At 63.2% G+C, this 21,192-nt stretch carries 17 protein-coding genes and 1 pseudogene; 9 read left to right on the top strand and 9 right to left on the bottom strand.

Annotated elements, in window-relative coordinates; translation table 11 throughout:
- The first annotated feature begins 40 nt into the window (after positions 1-40).
- Positions 41-952, top strand: coding sequence for a LysR family transcriptional regulator (locus BLO80_RS10535; protein WP_092327910.1), 912 nt, complete (start codon positions 41-43; stop codon positions 950-952).
- Positions 953-1,151: 199 nt separating this feature from the next.
- On the opposite strand, the gene BLO80_RS10530 is transcribed toward BLO80_RS10535, so the two are convergent.
- The 6 genes from BLO80_RS10530 to BLO80_RS10505 form a co-directional block, all read right to left on the bottom strand.
- Complete coding sequence (locus BLO80_RS10530) at positions 1,152-2,192, bottom strand: ABC transporter substrate-binding protein (RefSeq protein WP_092327909.1); 1,041 nt, start codon at positions 2,190-2,192, stop codon at positions 1,152-1,154.
- Positions 2,193-2,373: 181 nt separating this feature from the next.
- Positions 2,374-3,543, bottom strand: a complete 1,170-nt coding sequence (argE, locus tag BLO80_RS10525; protein WP_092327907.1) for an acetylornithine deacetylase — start codon at positions 3,541-3,543, stop codon at positions 2,374-2,376.
- Entirely contained in the window at positions 3,536-4,210 is a 675-nt protein-coding gene (locus BLO80_RS10520) for a DUF1028 domain-containing protein (protein WP_092327906.1), read from the bottom strand. The genes argE and BLO80_RS10520 overlap by 8 nt, the downstream gene beginning before the upstream one ends.
- Positions 4,211-4,220: 10 nt before the next feature.
- Positions 4,221-4,631, bottom strand: coding sequence for a RidA family protein (locus BLO80_RS10515; protein ID WP_092327904.1), 411 nt, complete (start codon positions 4,629-4,631; stop codon positions 4,221-4,223).
- A complete protein-coding gene (locus BLO80_RS10510; RefSeq protein ID WP_092327902.1) occupies positions 4,631-5,956 on the bottom strand; it encodes a flavin-containing monooxygenase in 1,326 nt (441 codons plus the stop codon). Before BLO80_RS10510 ends, BLO80_RS10515 begins: the two co-directional genes overlap by 1 nt.
- 248 nt (positions 5,957-6,204) lie before the next feature.
- Complete coding sequence (locus BLO80_RS10505; RefSeq protein ID WP_092327901.1) at positions 6,205-7,119, bottom strand: LysR family transcriptional regulator; 915 nt, start codon at positions 7,117-7,119, stop codon at positions 6,205-6,207.
- Between the two features lie 123 nt (positions 7,120-7,242).
- On the opposite strand from BLO80_RS10505, the gene BLO80_RS10500 reads away from it, so the two are divergent.
- Together BLO80_RS10500 and BLO80_RS10495 are read left to right on the top strand one after the other, a co-directional pair.
- The gene (locus BLO80_RS10500) at positions 7,243-8,082 is read left to right on the top strand and encodes a pirin family protein (protein ID WP_092327899.1); all 840 of its coding nucleotides are present in this window, start codon (positions 7,243-7,245) and stop codon (positions 8,080-8,082) included.
- Between the two features lie 44 nt (positions 8,083-8,126).
- Positions 8,127-9,221, top strand: coding sequence for an alkene reductase (locus BLO80_RS10495; protein ID WP_092327898.1), 1,095 nt, complete (start codon positions 8,127-8,129; stop codon positions 9,219-9,221).
- Between the two features lie 196 nt (positions 9,222-9,417).
- Here BLO80_RS10495 and BLO80_RS10490 read toward each other — a convergent pair whose 3' ends face one another.
- Positions 9,418-10,473 carry a LacI family DNA-binding transcriptional regulator gene (locus tag BLO80_RS10490; RefSeq protein WP_092327896.1) on the bottom strand — a complete coding sequence of 352 codons (1,056 nt, stop codon included), beginning with the start codon at positions 10,471-10,473 and terminating at the stop codon, positions 9,418-9,420.
- 127 nt (positions 10,474-10,600) lie between these two features.
- Between BLO80_RS10490 and BLO80_RS10485 the strand changes: the two genes are divergently transcribed.
- The 3 genes from BLO80_RS10485 (at position 10,601) to BLO80_RS10475 (ending at position 13,703) form a co-directional block, all read left to right on the top strand.
- Positions 10,601-11,524, top strand: a complete 924-nt coding sequence (locus BLO80_RS10485) for a TIM barrel protein (protein WP_092327895.1) — start codon at positions 10,601-10,603, stop codon at positions 11,522-11,524.
- 18 nt (positions 11,525-11,542) lie between these two features.
- Positions 11,543-12,712, top strand: a complete 1,170-nt coding sequence (locus tag BLO80_RS10480) for a Gfo/Idh/MocA family protein (RefSeq protein ID WP_092327893.1) — start codon at positions 11,543-11,545, stop codon at positions 12,710-12,712.
- An 88-nt stretch (positions 12,713-12,800) separates the two neighbouring features.
- The gene (locus BLO80_RS10475) at positions 12,801-13,703 is read left to right on the top strand and encodes a sugar phosphate isomerase/epimerase family protein (protein ID WP_092327892.1); all 903 of its coding nucleotides are present in this window, start codon (positions 12,801-12,803) and stop codon (positions 13,701-13,703) included.
- A gap of 6 nt (positions 13,704-13,709) precedes the next feature.
- Here BLO80_RS10475 and BLO80_RS10470 read toward each other — a convergent pair whose 3' ends face one another.
- On the bottom strand, positions 13,710-14,168 hold the full coding sequence (locus BLO80_RS10470; RefSeq protein WP_092327890.1) for a metallophosphoesterase family protein: 459 nt from the start codon (positions 14,166-14,168) through the stop codon (positions 13,710-13,712).
- Positions 14,169-14,296: 128 nt separating this feature from the next.
- On the opposite strand from BLO80_RS10470, the gene BLO80_RS10465 reads away from it, so the two are divergent.
- The 3 genes and pseudogenes from BLO80_RS10465 to BLO80_RS10455 form a co-directional block, all read left to right on the top strand.
- Positions 14,297-15,865 (top strand): sensor domain-containing diguanylate cyclase, encoded by a 1,569-nt coding sequence (locus BLO80_RS10465; RefSeq protein ID WP_092327889.1) that lies wholly within the window; start codon positions 14,297-14,299, stop codon positions 15,863-15,865.
- A gap of 118 nt (positions 15,866-15,983) precedes the next feature.
- Positions 15,984-17,984 carry a peptidase U32 family protein gene (locus BLO80_RS10460; RefSeq protein WP_092327887.1) on the top strand — a complete coding sequence of 667 codons (2,001 nt, stop codon included), beginning with the start codon at positions 15,984-15,986 and terminating at the stop codon, positions 17,982-17,984.
- A 160-nt stretch (positions 17,985-18,144) separates the two neighbouring features.
- Positions 18,145-19,806: pseudogene (locus BLO80_RS10455) on the top strand (dipeptidase); the annotation flags it as partial.
- A 65-nt stretch (positions 19,807-19,871) separates the two neighbouring features.
- Here the strand turns inward: BLO80_RS10455 and BLO80_RS10450 are convergent.
- A complete protein-coding gene (locus tag BLO80_RS10450) occupies positions 19,872-21,056 on the bottom strand; it encodes a porin (protein WP_092327886.1) in 1,185 nt (394 codons plus the stop codon).
- Between the last annotated feature and the right edge of the window lie 136 nt (positions 21,057-21,192).

Genomic DNA, 21,192 nt, shown 5'->3' with positions numbered 1-21,192 from the left:
AAGGTAAGGTAGGCAGAAATCATCCGGATCGAGGTGTGCCGTGGCGTCCTATTCCTTGCGTCAGCTGAAGTACTTCGTCACCACCGTCGAATGTGGCAGCGTCGCCGAAGCCTCTCGCAAGCTGTACATCGCCCAGCCGTCGATCGCCTCCGCCATCAAGGGCTTGGAAGACAGTTTCGGTGTGCAATTGCTCATTCGTCATCACGCCCAGGGCGTATCGCTGACGCCCGGCGGCGCGCGCTTCTATCGCAAGGCCCAAGAGCTGTTGCGCATGGCCCGGGAGTTCGAGCAGAACGCGCTGGCCGATAACGATGTGGTCAGCGGGCAGATCGACATCGGCTGCTTCGAAACCGTCGCCCCGCTCTACCTGCCACGGCTGATCGCGGGTTTTCGCCAGCGCTTCCCGGGGGTGGAAATCCGCGTGCAGGATGGCGAGCAACAGGAGCTGGTGCAGGGCCTCACGGGGGGGCGTTTCGACCTGGCGATTTTCTATGAACACGACCTCGACAGTACCATCGAGACCGAAGCACTGACGGCGCCGCAACGCCCCTACGCGTTGTTGCCGGTGGGGCATCGCTTCGCCGACCAGGCCCAGGTATCGCTGCGCGACCTGGCCCTCGAACCGATGATCCTGCTGGACGTGCAGCCCAGCCGTACCTATTTCGTGAGCATCTTCGAGGAGCTGGGCCTGACACCCAACATCGTCTTCAGCTCGCCCTCCATCGAGATGGTGCGGGGCATGGTCGGCCAGTCCTTTGGTTTTGCCGTACTGGTGACCCGGCCGCAGTCCGCCTGCACCTACGATGGGCAACACCTGGTGTGCGTCGACATCGCCGAGGACGTGACCGGTTCGGCACTGGTGGCAGGCTGGCTCAAGCGCGCGCACCTCACCAAACCGGCCCAGTTGTTTGTGGACTACTGCAAGGAACAGTTCAGGCAATGGCTGCCTTGAGCCACGGCAGGCCAGGCACAACTGCCCGCCCCGGCCTGTAAGTAAAACACCAACCCCGTGGCGAGGGAGCTTGCTCCCGCTGGGTTGCGCAGCGACCCCATGCAAGCCGAACGCGGTCAGGCTGATACACCGAGGCGCCTGGTGTCGGGGCTGCTGCGCAGCCCAGCGGGAGCAAGCTCCCTCGCCACAAGGGATATGTCTAGCGAGCGGCCCAGGCGTTGAAGCGTTGTTCCAGTTCCTCGCCATGGTCGACCCAGAACTCCGCGTCCACGGCTTGGGCTTCAGCCAGGTTGGCCTCGGCGGTGGGCAACTGTTCCTGTACCGCCGTCGGCAACAGCGCCAGTGCCTTGCGGTGCACCGGCCCATAAGGGATGTTTTCCGAAAACACCTTCTGGGTCTGCGGCTGGCTGGCAAAGGCAATGAACTGCTCGGCCAGGGCCTTGTTCGGCGTGCCCTTGACCACGGCCCAGTACTCCGGGTCGTAGAAGCTCTGCGGCCAGACGATGCTCAACTTCATGCCTTCTTTCTGCGCCGACGCGATGCGTCCGTTGTAGGCCGCACTCATCGCCACGTCCCCCGCCACCAACCACTGCGCCGGTTGCGCGCCGGCTTCCCACCATTGGATGTTCGGCTTGATCTGGTCGAGCTTGGCGAATGCCCGGGACACGCCTTCCGGGGTGTTCAGCACCTTGTACAAGTCCTGCGCCTTGACCCCGTCGGCCAGCAAGGCGATTTCCAAGGTGTACTTGGCGCCCTTGCGCAGGCCGCGTTTGCCCGGGTACTCGGCAACGTTCCAGAAATCCGCCCAGGACTTGGGCGCCTTGGCGAGCTTGCTCTGGTCATAGGCCAGGACCATCGACCAGACGTAGGTCGCGACCCCACATTCATTGAGCGCTCCCGGCACATAGTTCGCCGGGTCGCCAAGGCCTGCCAGGTCGAGTTTCTCGAACAGCCCCTCCTCACAACCACGCAACAGCTCGGGGCTCTCCACTTCGACCACGTCCCAGCTGGTGTGGCCGGCGGCGACCATGGCCTTGATCTTCGACAATTCACCGTTGTATTCGCCAGCCACGATGTTTCCCGCGCCGCTGGCGTTGAAAGGTTGGAAGTAGGCCTTGTCCTGGGCCTGCTTGGTGGCGCCACCGAAGGAAATCACGGTCAGGCTCTGTGGCGCGGCCAGGACACTGGTACTCAGCAACGCCAGGGCACACGCAGTATTGCAACGCAAGGATCTGGACATGAAGCGGTTCCTCGAAAATACCGGCTCGCCCGCACGAGCCGGTGACGGGACTCAAAAGTGACCGTAAATACGGGCGGCAAGGTCTACAGCAAAGGCTCTTGTCGGCCTGTTCATGGGTGTCGCCTGGCTGACCGCGAGGAATCTCCCTCCATTGAAATCGTCCTCCTCAGGCACCTTGCGGTCAGCAATCATTGGGTTCACAGAGATAGCTCGCCAGCCGATCCATCAAGCGGTCGCAGGCGGCCATTTGTTCAACGCTCACGTATTCGTCGGGCTTGTGCCCCTGGTCCATGCTGCCGGGGCCACAGACCACCGTCGGCACCCCGGCCTGATGGAACAGGCCGCCTTCGGTGCCAAAAGCGACGGTGCCGAACGCGTCGCTGCCGCACAGTTGCGCAACCAGTCGGGCGGCCGCGCTGTCAGGCGAAGTGGCCAGGCCCGGGTAGGCCGACAACGGTTCGAAGCGGATCGCCGTATCCCCCGCCACCGCCTGCATGGCCGGCAGCAGGGTCTGCTCGGCATAACCTTGCAATTGCTCGGCCACCACGAGGGGATCGAAATCCGGCAAGGCGCGCACCTCGAAATCGAAACGACAGTCCGCCGGAACGATGTTCAGCGCCGTGCCGCCGTGGACCACCCCGACCTGCACTGTGGAAAACGCCGGGTCGAAGCGCGGATCGTGCCGCGAGGGTTCGGCCAGTTGCGCGCCGATCTCGCCCAACCGCCCGATCAGACGCGCCGCCTGTTCGATGGCGTTGACCCCGTAAGGGGCATAGGCCGAATGACAAGCCGCCCCTCGGACATGACAACGCATCGCCAGCTTGCCTTTGTGCCCCAGCACCGGTCGGAGTTGGGTGGGTTCGCCAATCAGGCACAGGGCCGGTTGCGCAATTCGCCGGACCAGCACCTCCAGCAAGCTGTGAACGCCCAGGCAACCCACCTCTTCGTCATAGGAAAACGCCAGGTGCACCGGTCGCCGAAGCGGGCTGGACAAGAACACCGGCACTGCCGCGAGCACCGAGGCCAGGTAACCCTTCATGTCCGCCGTGCCGCGCCCGAACCATTTGCCGTCCATCTCGGTCAGGCAGAACGGATCGACCGTCCAGGCCTGCCCGTCCACCGGCACCACGTCGGTGTGCCCGGACAACACCACACCACCTGGCACCGCCGGGCCGATGCTCGCCAGCAGGTTGGCCTTGGTTCGCTCGGCGTTGTAGATCAGCTCGCTGTTCACGCCCAGCCCTTGCAAGTAGTCGCGCACGAACTCGATCAAGGCCAGGTTCGAATCGCGGCTGACCGTGGCAAAGCTCACCAGCTCGGCAAGCAGCGCGCGACTGCGCGGCTCACTCATCGCCCGGCACTCCATAACTCGGCGCCAGGGTCGGGTTGAGCGCACGGGTCAGGTAATCCTGCAATTGCGGTTGATAGGCGAGCCAGAGTTTTTCCAGCTCGCCGATGGGATTTTCCTCGGCCCAATCCACCCGCAGATCGACGATGGGCCAGGTCAGATCATCGACCACCGACAGCGCCGCCGAATGCACCGCCCCGGCCTCCCCGCCCGCCGCCTGCCCGGCCTGCAACGCGCTCATCAAGCGTGAGGCAAGACAACCACCGCCCTGCTCGAAGGCCGTGACCATGGCCTCGATCACCCCAGCGTTGGCCAACAGATTGCCGGCCGCCACGCATTGCTCACCGGTCACGGCGTTGTGGGTGCCCAGGGTATGCTCGCCGCTGAAAATCGCCGTGCGGCCCTCGGCATCGATCACCGCCACTTGCCGGTATTGGCTGTAGCCGTTACGCGCCAGGGTCCGCTCCAGCGCCGCTTGCGCCGCCAGGCCGCCCGCCAGTTCATCGAGAACCTGCGGGCCCAGGGCCGGCAGAGTAATGTTCTGGCTCGACACCGCGCCGACGCCCGCCCGCAACCAGGGGCAACGGGCACCGACGGCAATGCTCGAGGAACTGATGGCGATGCCCAACTGGCCGGTTTCGACACAGCGTCCAACGATGGAAAAGGTCATGTTCCGTTCCTTATTCAGGGATCACCGCGATCACGTCGATTTCCATCAGCCACTGCGGCTGGCCCAGGGCACTGACCACCAGACCGGTGGAAATCGGAAACACGCCCTTGAGCCACTTGCCGACCTCTTGGTACACCGGCTCGCGGTAGCGCGGGTCGATCAGGTACGTCGTGGTCTTGACGATGTGGCTCAGGTCACTGCCGGCCTCTTCCAGCAATTGCTTGACGTTGCGCATGGCCTGCTCGGCCTGGGCACGAGGATCGCCCAGCCCCACCAGTTGACCGCTGAAGTCGGTGCCGACCTGGCCGCGCACATAGACGGTGTTGCCGGCGCGCACGGCCTGGCACAGGTCATTGTCCAGCGTCTGGTTCGGGTAGGTGTCCTTGGTATTGAACATGCGAATACGCGTGTGAGTAGGCATCAACGAACTCCCGTGAGACTGGTTTTCGAACGGTGTGAATCGCTGTCGAGGGCCTGGGTCTGGCGCTGGTCAGCATCTTGATAGGCGAGATAAATGCGCTGCTTCACGATGTGGTCGGCAATATGCCGGGCGTCATGCCAGACGCCCCAGATGAACGCCGAGCCCCGTCGCGACAGCCAGGGCAAGCCGACGAAATACAGGCCCGGTTCACTGGAAACGCCACGCTGATGCCGAGGCTTGCCATTGGCGCCGAGGGCGTCGACCTTCAGCCAGCTGTAATCCACCGAGTAGCCGGTGGCCCAGATGACACTGGTCACGCCGGCGGCGACCAGGTCCAGTTCCAGGATCGGCCGGGTCAGGCATTGCGGATCAGGCAGCCGGTGACGAGCTTCAGGTTCGAGGGGCAGGTCCAGGCCGTTGCGGGCGATGTAGGCGTCGGCGGCATCCAGCAGCGCCAGGTAGTTTTCGTCGCCGCGGGCGATGTTCTCGGCCAGGTTGTCTTCGAAGGTCACCACGCTGCCCTTGAACGCTTTCGTCAGGCCCACCAAGGTGATGCCTTCGTGGGCCAGCCGACGGAAATCCACGGTATGCCCTCCACGGGCACCGCTTACCGCGATGGTGACGTGCTCCTTGCCAGGCTTGACGGCCTCCGCATCCCATTCGCCGAGCACGCCCAGCCACCAGCAGAAATCGCGGTTGCGATAAGCCCGGGGCGGACGATCATGAGCCCCTACCGAAAGATAGACCTGCTTGCCGGCGCGCTGCAGTTCATCGGCGATCTGTACCCCTGACGACCCGGCGCCCACCACCAACACAGCCCCCTCGGGCAATTGCCCGGGGTTGCGATACTGAGCCGAGTGAAGCTGGGTGACTGTCGCCATGTCCGGCGCAATCGGTGGAATCACCGACCGCTGGAAGGGCCCGGTGGCGACGACCACGTGGATCGCTTCGATCAGGCCTTCAGAGGTTTCAACGGTGAAGCCCGGACGGCCGATATTGCGCTCGACGCCCCGGACCTCCACGCCCGTACGGATCGGTGCGTTGAATTGGCGGGCATAGGCTTCGAAGTAATCGGCCACCTGGTCCTTCGTCGCGAAGGCATCCGGGTCGAGCCCTTCGAATTCCAACCCCGGAAAGCGGTCGTGCCAGGCCGGTCCATTGGCCACCAGCGAATCCCACCGCGCCGTGCGCCAGGCCTCGGCAATCCGATCGCGCTCGACCACCAGGTGAGGCACGCCTTGCCGGCTCAGGTGCTCACTCATGGCCACGCCGGCCTGGCCGGCGCCTATGACGAGCGTATCGATGTGTAGAGTTTCAACAGGCATGTCTGTGCACTTCCGACAATAGGTTCGATTCAGGCCGGCATGGCGCCGCCTCGGGTTCGGTGTTCTTGTTGTTCCGCGGTTGCGGTTATCGAGATGAGGTGTCGAGGCGATTGTGTTGGCAGGCGGGAATTTGCGAAACGAGGGTTTTTATCGTTGCTGGGAAGGAAAAAACTGGATGAACGCCCGACGAGGGATCAGGCGTTTCAAGAGGGGTCAAGATCTGAAAGGAATGGATGTTACTGACCGGCCTACTCCAACCGCGCCGGAAACGCCTTGAGCTCCAGCTTTTCCATCACCAACTCAATGAACGCCGAAACCGCTAGCGGCAATTGGCGCCGGCTCGGATAAAGCACATTCAAACCAAAGCCGATGCGCTGGTACTGTGGCAGCACCCGTACCAGCCTTCCGGCTTCCAGGTCCACGCGGCTCAGCGCCGAGGGCAGCACGGCGATGCCCAGGCCCGCCACGGCAGCCTTGCGCTGCGCTTGAGCGGTGTTGGCGTTGAAGCGGCTGGGAACCTGCACCTCCTGCTCGGCGCCGTCCGGGCCAATGAGCCGCCAGTGACTCAAGCCGCTGGGATGGGCGAAGCTCACGCTGTCGTGGTGAGCCAGGTCCTGCAGCGAAATCGGCGCACCGCGCTTGGCAATGTATGCAGGACTGGCAACCATGCCGTCACCGTCGTTCTTGATGAGTTGGCGCCCGACATAGCCGGAGTCCTGTAGCGGACCGCCGCGAAAGGCCACGTCGATGCGGTCGGCAATCAGATCGACACGGGCATCGCTGAGTACGAAATCAAGCTGAACCCGGGGGTGCGCGGCGAGAAAGTCCGCCACCCATTGCATCGGGAAAAAATCGAAGAAATCCGCCATCGCCGCGATACGCACCAGGCCACTGGGTTCATCGCTGCCCTTCATCAGTCCCTGCCCCGCCTCGGTCAGCCCGTCCACGGCGCCGACGCAGCGCTCATAGAACCCCTGCCCCACCTGAGTCAGCGTGAGTTTGCGGGTGGAGCGTTGCAGCAGTCGCGTCCCTAATTGCGCCTCCAATTGCTGGACGCGCCGGCTCACGGTATTGGACGGCATGCCCAAGCGCCTCGCCGCTTCGGCAAAGCTGCCGCTGCGCACCACCTGGACAAACAGTGCGACGTCGTTCAGATCGAGCATCGGGGCGCTATTCCTTCGTTATTTGGATGAGTTCAATCCGATTGTATCGACTAATCAATCTATTGCCAGGCACTTATCCTTCTCCCATCGAGACCACCAACGCTCAAGCATCCGAGGTCAACCATGAACAGCATCGTCGCAGCACCACCGCGCACCATCGTCCACCGCACCCGGGGCAACCGCCACGGGCCGATCACCCGCCTCATGAGTCCGGGCGACCTGGGCCAGCTCTGCAAGCCCTTTGTGTTTCTCGACCTCTTCGCCTTCCAGACCGACGCCATGCACAGAGGTTTCGGCATGCACCCGCATTCCGGAATCGCGACGCTGACCTACATGATCGAAGGTCAGGTGGCCTACGAAGACACCACCGGGCAATCGGGTGTACTGCCCAGCGGTGGCATGGAGTGGATGCAAGCCGGTAACGGCGTATGGCACGACGCCCGGCCGGTCGGTAGCTCATCGATCCATGGCTTCCAGCTTTGGATCGCGCTGCCGGCCGCTGAAGAAAACGCTCCAGCCCACAGCGTCTACCTGGCACCCGCCGATATCCCCCAGGAAGGTCCGGCGCGGGTGTTGCTCGGCCAACATGGCGCGGCTCGCAGCAGCGTTGCAGCCCCGGCGGGCATGAACTACTTGGCTGTGCAATTGAAAGACCAGGAACGCTGGCGCTATACGCCACCGGCTGGGCACACCGTTGCTTGGCTGGCGGTCAACGACGGCAGCCTCGACGCCGGCGGCCGCGTCAATGCCGGGGAAATGGTGGTGTTCGAAGAATCCGGCGCAGCCATCGACATCGTTGCCCGGGGCGCGACCTCCTTCGTGCTCGGCTCGGCGGTCAAGCATCCCCACGACCTGGTGATGGGTTATTACTCCGTGCACACCAGCGAGGCAGCCCTGGAAAAAGGTGAAAAGGAAATCCAGCGCATCGGCACCGTTTTGCAACAAGAGGGTCGGCTGGCCTAGCTGCCCCTCGACTCAATTCTATCTGTTCTCTTTTGAGGTGAATCATGAGCAACGTCGGTCTCGATCTTCTGCTGTCCCGCGCCCAGGTCGGCAAGCTGTCCCTGAAAAACCGCATGATCATGGCCCCCATGACCCGCAGCCGTGCAGGTGCCGGTGACGCCGCCACGCCCCTCATGGCCGAGTACTACAGCCAACGCGCCAGCGCCGGCCTGATCGTCAGCGAAGGTTCCCAAGTGTCGGCCCAGGGCAAGGGTTACCTGAGAACGCCGGGGATTTTTACTCCCGAACAAATCGCCGGCTGGAAACACGTGACCGACGCGGTTCACGCCGAAGGCGGACAGATGTTCCTGCAGCTGTGGCACGTGGGCCGTCTGTCCCATCCTTTGGTGCAAGTCAACGGTGCCCAACCGGTAGCGCCCTCGGCGATCAAGGCCGATGGCGAGATCTATACCCCCGAAGGCCTCAAGCCTTATGAACTGCCGCGGGCGCTGGAGCTCGATGAAATCCCCGGCGTGGTGGCTAATTTTCGCCAGGCCGCTGTCAACGCGAAGCTGGCCGGCTTCGACGGCGTGGAGATCCATGGCGCCAATGGCTACCTGATCGACCAATTCCTGCGTGACGGCACCAACCAACGCACCGATGCCTACGGCAGCTCGGTCGAGAATCGTGCCCGTTTCCTCAAGGAGGTGGTCGAGTCGGTGATCGAAGTCTTCGGGGCCAGCCGGGTCGGCGTGCGCCTGTCGCCGATCTTCAGTTACTTCTCGATGAGCGACAGCAACCCGCAGGCGACCTTCGACTACACGGCCAGGATGCTCAGCCGCTATGGTCTGGCGTACCTGCACATCGTGGAACTGGGTGAAGGCCCGTTCGACTTCCAGGAACTCAAGCGCCGCTTTGGCGGGCCGTACATCGCCAATGGCGGCTACAGCGCCGAACGCGCCGGCACCGCCATCAGCAATGGTGAAGCGGACCTGGTGGCGTTCGGCACGCCGTTTCTGGCGAACCCGGATCTGGTGGAGCGTTTCAAACGGGGCCAGGCGCTGAACGCCCCTGACCCGTCGACCTTCTACCAAGGCGACGAGCGGGGCTATACGGACTATCCGACCCTGACAGAGGCTCAAGCAGGCCAAGAGGCTTGATACCCAAGAGCGGAGGGAGCAAACCTGCTCGCGAAAGCGGTGTACCAGTCACCCTTCTTACCGACTGAACCGGCACCATCGCGAGCAAGCTCGCTCCCACAATGTTTCTGGTAGACCGCAATATCTACAGCCACCATCAATCCCCTGTGGGAGCGAGCTTGCTCGCGATAGCGGTGGCTGAGAAGGCATCAAACATTCAGGTGCTTTCCGGCACATCGATCTGAAGCGGCACCACCCGCCTCGGCACCGGTCCTGGCGGTGTGGTTGTCGCGGCCTCGACCAGTGCTTCGACCGCCTGTTCGGCCATGGTCACGACGGGATGGGACAGCACCGCCTGGACCAGCCCCGTCTTCAACGCCTCGCGTGTCAGCGGCGTCAGGTCGTGGCACACCACCACGGGCAGGCGAAGCTGCTGTTCATGGAAGCTGCGCAAGGCACGCAACACGCCGGCGATGCCGCCGCCGGCCACATACAGCCCCGCCAGCTCGGGCTCGGCCGTGAGCAAGTCCAGCGTATTGCCATACGCGAACTCATCGTCCTCCAACGTCAGGCGCGACGCGAGCAGCTCCCATTCGCTGGAGTGCTCGGCCAGATAACTGCGAAAACTCAGCTCGCACAACTCCTGGCACTGGAAACGCTGACTGCTGAGCATGACGGCCGCCGCTCCGGGTCGACTCGCCAGGCGGCTGATGAACCAACCTGCCGTGCGGCCCGTGAGGCGATTGTCCAACCCGACATACCCCGTGCCGCTGACGCTGGACAGCTCCGACAGCAGCGCCACCACCGAGACACCCGTCTCGCGCAATTGTGCAACCGCCTCCCGGACCCGGGGATGGTCCACCGCCACCACGCCCAGGCCGTCCACTTGATCGCGCAGGGCCAGGATGCGTTGCGCCACGATCACCGGGTCGAGGTCATCCAAATAACCCATCACCACGCGAATCCGTGCTCGCCTGCAGGTCGCGGCAGCGTTCGACAAGGCGTGGGCGAGCCCTTGGTAAAAAGGCACGCCGCTTTTCTGCAGCAGGAAGCCAAGCCGCAAGGTCGGACGGTCGTTGAGTACCCGTTGTTCGATAACGCCCTTGGCATGGAACCCCAACCGCGCGGCAGCTGCAGCGATGCGTTGGGCCGTGTCGGCACGCACATCGGCACGCAGGTTCAGCACCCGGTCGACGGTGGACAGGCTGACCCCGGCTTCCCGAGCGACATCGGCCATGGTGGGGCGAAGTAATCGGCGTGGTTTTTCTGACATGTTTTGACACCTCTACTGGGCATCATGAGGGGTTTTGACAGATTAAGCCATCACCCCATGGCCCTCTCCCCGGCAGCGCAATAGCATCAGGCCAAGCACATAAAAACAAACACAGCCGGAGTGCTCCATGACGATCCACATCTGCACCGCGCCTTGCTGCTGGGGCGTCGACGACATCAAGAATCCTTTCCTGCCACCGTGGCGCCAGGTGCTCGACGAAGCAGCCGAGGCCGGCTATCGCGGCATCGAGCTGGGGCCATACGGTTACCTGCCATTGGACGCCGAAACCGTCAGTCCAGCCTTGTCCGAAAAGGGCCTACAGGTGGTCGCCGGGACGATCTTCGACGACCTCGTCAGCCCCGCCAACCTGCCCAAACTGCTGCGTCAGACCCACAATATCTGCGCGTTGCTCAAGCAATTGCCCGCCTTGAAAAAGCAAACCGGCCAGCGCCATGCCGGGCCCTACCTGGTGATCATCGACTGGGGTCACGAGGCGCGCGACTACGCAGCCGGTCACCCGGACCGCGCCCCGCGCCTGGACGATGCACGCTGGCACACGATGATGACGCACATCCGCGCCATCGCCGACATCGCCTGGCATCAGTACGGCATCCGCGCGGTCATCCATCCCCACGCCGGTGGTCACATCGAGTTCGCCGACGAGTTGGCGCGCCTGGTGGACGACATTCCCGATGAAGTCGCCGGGTTGTGCCTGGACACCGGCCATCTTTACTACGCCGGCATGGACCCGGTCGCGTCGCTGCGCACCTATGCCCATCGCCTGGACTACTTGCACTTCAAGGACATCGACCCGGCGGTGTTCGACCAGGTGCTGAACGAACGCATCCGCTTCTTCGACGCTTGCGCCCGGGGCGTGATGTGCCCCATAGGGCGTGGCGTCATCGACTACCCGGCGCTGTACAGCCTCGTGCATGAACTGGGTTACGTGGGCTGCATCACCGTCGAACAGGAGCGTGACCCACGCCATGCGCAGGGCAGCCTCGACGACGTGGCCGCCAGCCGCGCCTACCTGGCCCGCATCGGTTTCTGACCACACAAGGACAACGTCATGATCAACGGCAGCAAAACAATCACACGGCCCATCCGCTGGGCCATGGTGGGCGGCGGCGAGCACAGCCAGATCGGCTACATCCACCGCTCGGCGGCTCTGCGCGACCGGAACTTCGAACTGGTCGCCGCGGCGCTGGATATCGACCCCGTCCGTGGCCGGGCCTTCGGCGAGCAATTGGGTATCGACCCCGCGCGCTGCTATGCGGATTACCTGAGTCTGTTCGAGCTGGAGGCGCAACGCCCTGATGGGATTGAGGCGGTGTCGATCGCCACGCCCAATGGCACCCACTACGCCATCACCCGCGCCGCCCTGGAAGCTGGGCTGCATGTGGTCTGCGAAAAGCCGCTGTGTTTTACCCTCGAACAGGCAGAGGCGCTGCGCACCCTGGCGCACGCCAAGGGACGCATCGTGGGGCTGACCTACGGCTACGCCGGGCACCAGTTGATCGAACAGGCCCGGGCGATGATCGCGGCCCAGGAATTGGGCGAGATCCGCATGGTGCACATGCAGTTCGCCCATGGTTTTCACAGCGCGCCGGTAGAGGCGCAGAACCAGGCGACCCAGTGGCGCGTCGACCCGCGCCAGGCCGGGCCCAGCTATGTATTGGGGGATGTCGGCACGCACCCGTTGTATTTGTCCAAGGTGATGCTGCCCGACCTCAAGATCAAACGCTTGATGTGCAGCCGGCAAAGCTTCGTTGCCAGCCGCGCCCCGCTGGAGGACAACGCCTACACCTTGATGGAATACGAAGGCGGCGCCATGGGCATGGTCTGGTCCAGCGCCGTGAACGCCGGTTCCATGCACGGGCAGAAAATCCGCGTGATCGGCTCCCGTGCCAGCCTCCAATGGTGGGACGAGCGGCCCAACCAACTGAGCTTCGAGGTCCAGGGCCAACCGGCGCAGATCCTGGAGCGCGGCATGGGCTACCTGCACCCCGCCGCACTGCGGGACGACCGCATCGGCGGCGGCCATCCCGAAGGGCTGTTCGAAGCCTGGTCCAACCTTTATAGCCGCTTCGCCCTGGCCATGGATGCGGCCAACCGCGGCAACGCCGAGGCGCTGGCCGCCCTGCGCTACCCCGACATCGATGCCGGCGTGGATGGCGTGCGCTGGGTCGAACGCTGCGTGGAATCAGCCAACCTGGATTCAACCTGGGTCGCCTATTGATCCAATGCCCGCCAGCCAGGAAAAACACGTGTGGCGAGGGAGCAAGCCCCTCGCCACGGTCACGAGCGTTACTTGACGGAGAACAACAATGAAAATCGCCCTCGACCCCTACATGCACCGCCACCTGAGCCTGCCGGACCTGTGCCGCAAGACCGCCGAGCTCGGCTTCGAGTACCTGGAACTGTCGCCACGGGAAGACTTCCTGCCCTGGTGGGTACGCCCTCGCGCCCACAAGGAGCGGATCGCCGAATTCAAGAAAGCCCTGCGCGACAACCATCTGCAACTGGCCTCGCTGCTGCCGATGTACCGCTGGGCCAGCCCTCATGAAGACGAACGCCGGGCAGCGGTGAACTACTGGAAGGAGGCGATCCAGGTCGCCGTGGAGATGGGTTGCACCACGATGAACTCGGAGTTTGGCCGCGGGCCGTCGCCTGATCGCGGGCATAAAGTCAGTTGCTGCGGTGGTGTGCACAGCCACGAATCGAGCGAAGCGGCCTGGTGGCGCTCGATGGAGGAACTGGTGCCTGTCCTGGAAAGCGAGGGCGTCACGCTGAACGTCGAGCCTCACCCGGAGGACTGGTGCGAAACCCTGCAACCGGCCCTCGATATGCTCAAGACCCTCGGCTCGGACAACGTCAAGTTCCTGTACTGCACGCCCCACACCTTCTATTTCGGCGACGACATGAAAGCCATGATTGCCGAGGCCGGGTCGATGATCGCCCATGTCCACATCGCCGACACCTACAACCACAAGGCCTCGTCCGGCCTGCGCTACATCATCAACCCACCCGGCGCCAAGGTCACCGTCCACCAGCACATGGACATGCACCAGGGCGAGATCGACTGGGACCTGTTCTTCAGTGAACTGGCCAAGACCGGCTTCGACGGCATCGTCACCGCGTGCGTATTCGGCTGGGAGGAACGGGCCGATGAATCCGGGCGTTTCATGCGCAAGGAAATCCAGGCCTACGTCGACAAGTACTTCAGGTAAACGGGCTCATTCCAACAACCGGACCAGCCGCGGCTCGATCGCCTGTTCACTCACCTCAAGCAGCGCCAGCGTCACCGGCAACTTGAACCGTCGCCGGCCGGCGCTGCCGGGGTTGAGGTAGAGCCGCTCGCCACGCCACTCGATCAGCGGTTTATGGGAATGGCCGGTGATCACCAGCCTCACACCCGGGTCGAGTGGCGCCGGCACATCCGAGATGTCATGGACCAGCAACACCGGCCATCCCCCCAAGTCGAATTGCAGGCAATCGGCAAGGTGCCCTGCCCACTCGGCCTCCAGATCGTTGTTTCCGCGCACCACGTGCAGTTCGCCGATAGATGCCAGGACGTCGAGGATTTCCGGGCTGCCAATATCACCGGCATGAATGATCCGCTCACAGCCTTGCAGCGCGGCAAGCGCTTCGGGGCGAAGCAGGCCGTGGGTATCGGAAATGACACCGACTTTCATGAAACCTTTCTCCCCGATCGTGTGTCGCCGCGTGTACCTGCCTCGTCGCAGTCAGCTAACATGCTGAATTCGAATAGGATAGGCTGCGCCGTGAAAAAGTGCAGCCCCATCGTGGAAAGGATACGTCAATGCTCGGACGCAAGCAGCCAGAGCCCAAGATCGAAAGCCCCGATGAGGCCTTCTCCCAGCAAGCTGTGCGGGCAGGAGCGGCATTCCGGCTGACCGTGAGCTTCATGCTCGTGGTCGTCATCGCCTTCCTGGCCGTCGAAGGCTGGCGGGCCTGGCGCGACTACCGCGCCGCCTTTGCGTCTGCCCGGGATTCGGTGACGAACCTGGCGCGGGCAACGGCCCAGCACGCTGAAGACACCATTCGACAAGTGGATGTGGTCACCGCCGCCCTCGCCGAACGGGTGGAGGGCGATGGTCTGCAGAACATGGACATCCCGCGCATCCATAAGCTATTGGTGCAGCAAGCCGCCATCATGCCGCAACTGCACGGATTGTTTATCTACGGCCCGGACGGCCAATGGCTGGTGACGGACAAGGAGACGATCCCGGAAATGGCGAACAACGCCGACCGCGACTACTTCCAATACCACCGCACCCACCAGGATCAGGGCGTGCGCATCGGCGACGTCGTCAAGAGCCGTTCCACCAACGACCTGATCATTCCCATTTCTCGCCGTCTGAACAACCCCGATGGCTCGTTCGCCGGCGTATTGCTGGGGACCGTGAAGGTCAGCTATTTCGTCGACTACTACGGCGACTTCAAAATCGATGGCAAAGGCGCACTGGTCCTGGCCAAGCGCAGCGGAACGATCCTGGTCCGACGTCCCTTTGTCGCTTCGGTGATTGGCAAGAGCCTCGTCAACAGCGTGATTTTCAGGGAACATTTACCCACCTCCAACCAAGGGGTTGCCGAAGCCAAGGCCGTCGTCGACGACACCGAGCGCCTGTACGGCTACCGGGCCCTGACCACTTACCCGCTGGTGGTGGAAGCCGGCTTGTCCCGCGAATCGATCATCGCGCCCTGGCGCCGCGACCTGTTCAAGACCGGTCTGGTGCTGATTTTCCTGATCGCGATCCTGGTGGGCTTCGGGCTCATCGTGTTGAGCCAGCTGCGCTACCGCATGGCCATGGAGAAGCAGATTCGCAGCGCCCACCAGGCCATGCGCGACATGGCCCTGACCGACAGCCTGACCGGGCTGGGCAACCGCAGGCGGCTGGACATTGCCCTGGCCGATGAGATCCGCCTGGCCAGGCGCCAGGCTTCGTCCCTGGCCCTGATCATGCTCGACGTCGATTACTTCAAGCGTTTCAACGACAGATACGGCCATGCCGCCGGGGACGATTGCCTGCGGGCGATTGCAGCCGCGCTCAGGCAGACCATCAAACGGCCGGGCGACCTGGCGGTCCGCTACGGCGGTGAAGAGTTCACCGTGCTGCTGCCGAACACCGACAGCGCTGGCGCCACCCAGGTCGTGCAGCAAATCCTCGAAGCGGTCAGGGCCTTGAACATTGAACATGGCGACCATCCCTTGGGCATCGTGACCATCAGCGCGGGCGTCACCACCTGCCAGCCGAGCGGCGAGGACGTCACCCCGGCCATGCTGATCAGGGGCGCCGATGCCTTCTTGTACCTGGCCAAGAACACCGGGCGAAACCGCTGGTGCAGCGCCGACTCGACGCCGGGGTGAACCCCGCGGGAGCGCCGCGCATCGGTCAGGATCGTGCAAAACCAAGTCCACAGGTGCCGGCGAGGCGCCTGGCGGCTACAATGCGCGCTTCGACCGTGACCAGCCTGACTAAAAACAAATGTCCTTGCCCAAACATCATCTGGAATTGCTCAGCCCCGCCCGCGACGTGACCATCGCCCGCGAGGCCATCCTGCATGGCGCCGACGCCGTGTACATCGGTGGCCCGAGTTTCGGCGCGCGTCACAACGCCTGCAACGAGGTGGGCGATATTGCCCGGCTGGTGGAGTTCGCCCATCGCTACCACGCCCGTGTGTTCACGACCATCAACACCATCCTGCACGACAATGAACTGGAGCCGGCCCGCCAGCTGATCCACCAGTTGTACGATGCCGGCGTCGACGCGTTGATCGTCCAGGACCTGGGGGTGATGGAGCTGGATATCCCGCCCATCGAGCTGCACGCCAGCACCCAGACCGACATCCGCACCCTGGCCCGGGCAAAGTTTCTCGACCAGGCCGGTTTCTCGCAACTGGTCCTGGCCCGTGAGCTGAACCTGCAGGAAATCCGCGCCATCGCCGACGAGACCGATGCGGCCATCGAGTTCTTCATCCACGGTGCGCTGTGCGTGGCCTTTTCCGGCCAGTGCAACATCTCCCACGCCCAGAACGGCCGCAGCGCCAACCGTGGCGACTGCTCCCAGGCCTGTCGCCTGCCCTACACCCTCAAGGATGACCAGGGTCGGGTGGTCGCCTATGAAAAACACCTGCTGTCGATGAAAGACAACAACCAGAGCGCCAACATCCGTGCCCTGGTCGAAGCCGGCGTGCGTTCGTTCAAGATCGAAGGCCGCTACAAGGACATGGGCTATGTGAAGAACATCACCGCCTATTACCGCCAGCGCCTGGACGATGTCCTCGAAGACCGCCCGGACCTGGCGCGCGCGTCCAGCGGCCGCACCGCGCACTTCTTCGTCCCCGACCCGGACAAGACCTTCCACCGTGGCAGCACCGACTATTTCGTCAGCGAGCGCAAGATCGACATCGGTGCCTTTGATTCGCCAACCTTTACCGGCGTGCCGGTGGGCGTGGTGGAAAAAGTCGGCAAGCGCGACCTGCAAGTGGTGACCTTCGATCCGCTGTCCAACGGCGACGGTCTCAATGTGCTGGTCAAGCGCGAAGTCGTCGGTTTCCGCGCCAACATCGCCGAGCCCAAGGGTGAATTCGAAGAGGACGGCCAGAAGCGCTACCGCTACCGCGTCGAACCCAACGAAATGCCGGCCGGCATGTACCAATTGCGTCCCAACCACCCGTTGAGCCGCAACCTGGATCACAACTGGCAGCAAGCGTTGCTCAAGACCTCATCCGAGCGCCGGGTCGGCCTGGCCTGGGTCGCGCGCCTGCGCGAAGAGCGCCTGGAACTGACCGCCACCAGTGAGGAAGGCATCAGCGTCAAGGTCTCCCTGGACGGGCCGTTCGGCCTGGCCAACAAGCCGGAACAGGCCTTGGAGCAACTGCACGACTTGCTCGGCCAACTGGGCACCACCGAATACCACGCCACCGCCATCGAGCTGGATGCGCCCCAGGCGTTCTTCATCCCCAACTCGCAGCTCAAGGCGTTGCGCCGCGAAGCCATCGAAGCCCTGACCGCCGCCCGCATTGCCGCTCACCCTCGCGGTGGCCGCAAGGCCGAGACCAGCCCGCCGCCGGTGTACCCGGAGTCGCACCTGTCGTTCCTGGCCAACGTCTACAACCAGAAGGCCCGGGACTTTTATCATCGCCACGGGGTCAAGCTGATCGATGCGGCGTTCGAGGCCCACGAGGAAACCGGTGAAGTGCCGGTGATGATCACCAAGCACTGCCTGCGCTTCTCGTTCAACCTCTGCCCCAAGCAGGCCAAGGGTGTCACCGGCGTGCGCACCAAGGTCGCGCCGATGCAACTGATACACGGCGATGAAGTGCTGACGCTGAAGTTCGACTGTAAACCCTGCGAGATGCATGTGGTCGGCAAGATCAAGGGGCACATCCTTGACCTGCCATTGCCCGGCAGCACGGCGCAGCCCGTGGTGGGCCATATCAGCCCTGAAGATCTGCTCAAGACCATTCCACGCGCACCGCACTGAGTCCGCAAGGCCTGGTGCCCGCGCAGATCCCTGTGGGAGCGGGCTTGCTCGCGAAGGCGGTGTGACAGTCGACATCAATGTAACTGACCCATCGCCTTCGCGAGCAAGCCCGCTCCCACACTGGATCTGCGGTGGAGGAGTGGCCGAAGTATCCCTCACCGCCAATATCACCGCACAACAAAGCGCGGCCATCGTCAAAACCTTCTCCGACACTTCCGTCACCGATTTCCGACAGTTCCTGGGGAGAAGTATCCAAAAGTGATCTCGCCAAAACCGCCAACCTCGGCCCGGCCATCAGCGCCTTCCTCGACAACAAGACCCTGTCGGCTGAACGGCAGAACGAAATCCATCGCCTGCGGGGCCTCTACGCCCGAGTGAAATACGGCAAAGCGGCCACCGAGACGCTGAAGGAGCATGTGGCCATCCCGACCTTTCGCAAGGACGGCGTTGCCCAGCACGAGAACCCGGAATTCCTCAAGATCGCCGACAAGATCAAAAGCCTGGCCGAGTCTTTCCACCTGAACTTCCGCAACATCGACAACCGCGTCTATGAGATTTCCCTCGAAGGCAGCGGTGACGAAGTCGTGGGCATTCATGCCCAAGCCGATGTGGTGCCGGTGACGCCGGAAAACTGGGTATTTAAGATGGCACCCGGCTCGATCCGTTCAAGGTCACCCTGGTGGGCGATCGCATGTATGGCCGGGGCACCGAGGACGACAAGAACGGCATCGTCGTGGCGCTCTACGCCATGAAGATCATCAAGGAAGAAAAACTGCCACTGGCGCGCAACTTCAAGCTGCTGGTCGACACCACTGAGGAGACCACCGGCGACGCCATTCCCTACTATTTCGAGCGCAACCCGACGCCCAACTACAACCTGGCGCTGGATGGCGGCTACCCGGTGGTGATTGCCGAGAAAGGCTACGGCACCGTCATGGCGAACTTCGCCCGGCGTACCGCACAGGGCAAGGACGCGCAAATCACCGCATTGACCGGCGGCCTGGCGACCAATCAGATTCCGTCGACCTCCGTGGCCACCTTTGCCAGTGACAAACCTGCCGAACTGGCCGCCGAGCTGCTCAAGGCCGCGACCGACTATGCCAAGCGCAACGGCGGCAATTTCGAAGTGGGCACGCAGGTCGTCGGCAAGGACGTGCAACTGACCTTCACCGGCGTATCCGCCCACTCCTCCGAGCCCGAGTCAGGCGTCAACCCGGTCGCGCGGATGCTGGACTTCATCAATGGCCTGGACGGCAAGGTCGCGCTCAAACACAACCACATCACCGACGCCGCCCGCTACGCCGCCGACAACTGGGGCCTGGACTATCTGGGCAGCAAACTGGGGATTGGCTTTTCCGATGCGTTCGTGGGCCCGCTGACCGCGTCCCTGACGTTCGTCGGGATGGATGAGAAGACCTTCAAACTGGCGGTCAACCTGCGGGTGCCGGTCGGCAAGACCACAGAAGCCCTCAAGACTGACATTGCCGACAAGCTGGCCGCCTGGAGCAAGAAATCCCAGGTCGCGGTGGCCTTCGACTACTCCATCGACGAGCCGATGTACCGCAACCCCGAGGGTGAATGGGTCAAGGCACTGTTGGCCGTGGCCAGTGAGAACCTGGGCATGGAACACAAATACGGCACCTCCGCCGGCGCCACCTCGGTCCATGACCTGCCCAACGGCGTGCAATTCGGCCTGGCGATGCCCGACGTCAAGTACACCGGCCACAACGACAACGAGTTCAAGACGGTGGAGCAGTTCCTGCTGGACTTGCAGATCGTGACCGAGATGATGGGGCGAATCGGGCAACTGCCGAAGTTGTAAAACACCCCTGTGGGAGCGAGCTTGCTCGCTCCCACAGGGTCATGTGCGCAGCCAGGAGGTCTCCCTTACCAGGTGAGCACCGCGCCCACCGCAAAGGTGTCGGTGTCTTCGTTCTGGGCGCCGGTGTCGTGGCCGTTGATTTCGAACTGGTTGTACTCGGCCACGAGCTTGAGGTTGTCGTTGATGTCGTGGAACAGCGCGATGCCCCGGGTTTCGTAATCGGCGCCACTGCCTACCACGCCGTTGCCGTCGTCATCGGTCTTGCCGTAGGACAGCGCCAGGCGGTTCTTGCCCAGCTTGTACGAGCCCTGCAACAGGTAACCCTTGCTGTCGACATTGCGCAGGGTGGCTTCACCGGCGTTGTTGGTGAAGAACGGGTTGATGCCCTTGGCCTGGAACCCCGAACCGGTGAGCGACAACCCACCCATCTTGGCCTGCACACCATACCCCAGGCCTTTGGAAGTCACCGATTCGACGGTGGAATCGGTGTTGTCCGAGGTCTGGTAGCTGCCGTTGAGCCAGCTGTAGATCTTCGCCCCGCCCAGGTCGAACTGGTAGGTGATCTCGCTCTCGGTGCGCGGGTTTTCCTGATAGGCCTTGCCGGTAGCGCTGTTGTCGTTGGTGTCCACCGGGTCCATGATCCCGACCGCCACCCTTAGCCCGTCCATCACCGGCGTGCGGTAGGTGATCTGCGAGGTCGGGAACGGGTACGGATAACCGCTGCCGATGTTGCCGAACGACACCCCACCGCCGTCCACCAGTCCCAGGGTGTCGCTGACCTGACCATAACCGGCCAGCAGTTCGTCCAGCAGGATGTTGGAGCGGGCAAACAGGCCGAAGTCCTTGCCGATCAGCACTTCGCCCCACTCCGGATTGGCCACGGTGCCGTAGAACTGGCGCACATCGATGGCGGTGTCGGTGCCATTGGTTTCACTGTCGTTGATGGTCACCCAGAACGAAGCCCGGGCGCCGAGCTTGAGGTCATCGACCTGCTTGCCCATGTTGAAGCCCAGGTAGTTGGGCAAAAAGCCCATCTTGACCCGCGCCTGCCGACGGTCGTACTGCTCACCCGCGCGGTCCACGTCGCTGTTGACGTAAAAGGCGTTGATGTAGCCATCGGTGGAAAAGGTGGTCTGGTCCTTGTCGTACAGCATGATTTCAGCGTTGGCCCAGGACGTCAGCCCCAGGCTGGAAAGGCCGGCGATGACCGCAGGCAAAAAACGCAGGCAGGTATTTTTATTGTTGTGCATGGCGCGCTCCGCAACAGGGGACGGGATGTCGGAGGCGATTATCGAAAGGTGCCAGGGCGCGTCATACGCTGCCTTGGAGGCAATTGGCGAATGCTTTGGCAGCGCCGGCCCGGCGCGGCAGTTTGGGTGTAAGACG

It is taken from the genome of Pseudomonas sp. NFACC56-3, from assembly GCF_900100025.1.
Lineage (GTDB): Bacteria > Pseudomonadota > Gammaproteobacteria > Pseudomonadales > Pseudomonadaceae > Aquipseudomonas > Aquipseudomonas fluorescens_AA.
This window is presented reverse-complemented; position numbering and strand designations above follow the sequence as displayed.

Excerpts from the sequence above, each read along its gene's own strand:
- BLO80_RS10510 (WP_092327902.1), bottom strand. The coding sequence starts at position 5,956 with ATGCCTGTTGAAACTCTACACATCGATACGCTCGTCATAGGCGCCGGC.
- BLO80_RS10520 (WP_092327906.1), bottom strand. The coding sequence starts at position 4,210 with ATGACCTTTTCCATCGTTGGACGCTGTGTCGAAACCGGCCAGTTGGGC.
- BLO80_RS10500 (WP_092327899.1), top strand. The coding sequence starts at position 7,243 with ATGAACAGCATCGTCGCAGCACCACCGCGCACCATCGTCCACCGCACC.
- BLO80_RS10475 (WP_092327892.1), top strand. The coding sequence starts at position 12,801 with ATGAAAATCGCCCTCGACCCCTACATGCACCGCCACCTGAGCCTGCCG.
- BLO80_RS10485 (WP_092327895.1), top strand. The coding sequence starts at position 10,601 with ATGACGATCCACATCTGCACCGCGCCTTGCTGCTGGGGCGTCGACGAC.
- BLO80_RS10450 (WP_092327886.1), bottom strand. The coding sequence starts at position 21,056 with ATGCACAACAATAAAAATACCTGCCTGCGTTTTTTGCCTGCGGTCATC.
- argE (WP_092327907.1), bottom strand. The coding sequence starts at position 3,543 with ATGAGTGAGCCGCGCAGTCGCGCGCTGCTTGCCGAGCTGGTGAGCTTT.
- BLO80_RS10515 (WP_092327904.1), bottom strand. The coding sequence starts at position 4,631 with ATGCCTACTCACACGCGTATTCGCATGTTCAATACCAAGGACACCTAC.
- BLO80_RS10530 (WP_092327909.1), bottom strand. The coding sequence starts at position 2,192 with ATGTCCAGATCCTTGCGTTGCAATACTGCGTGTGCCCTGGCGTTGCTG.
- BLO80_RS10465 (WP_092327889.1), top strand. The coding sequence starts at position 14,297 with ATGCTCGGACGCAAGCAGCCAGAGCCCAAGATCGAAAGCCCCGATGAG.
- BLO80_RS10480 (WP_092327893.1), top strand. The coding sequence starts at position 11,543 with ATGATCAACGGCAGCAAAACAATCACACGGCCCATCCGCTGGGCCATG.
- BLO80_RS10470 (WP_092327890.1), bottom strand. The coding sequence starts at position 14,168 with ATGAAAGTCGGTGTCATTTCCGATACCCACGGCCTGCTTCGCCCCGAA.
- BLO80_RS10460 (WP_092327887.1), top strand. The coding sequence starts at position 15,984 with ATGTCCTTGCCCAAACATCATCTGGAATTGCTCAGCCCCGCCCGCGAC.
- BLO80_RS10490 (WP_092327896.1), bottom strand. The coding sequence starts at position 10,473 with ATGTCAGAAAAACCACGCCGATTACTTCGCCCCACCATGGCCGATGTC.
- BLO80_RS10495 (WP_092327898.1), top strand. The coding sequence starts at position 8,127 with ATGAGCAACGTCGGTCTCGATCTTCTGCTGTCCCGCGCCCAGGTCGGC.
- BLO80_RS10505 (WP_092327901.1), bottom strand. The coding sequence starts at position 7,119 with ATGCTCGATCTGAACGACGTCGCACTGTTTGTCCAGGTGGTGCGCAGC.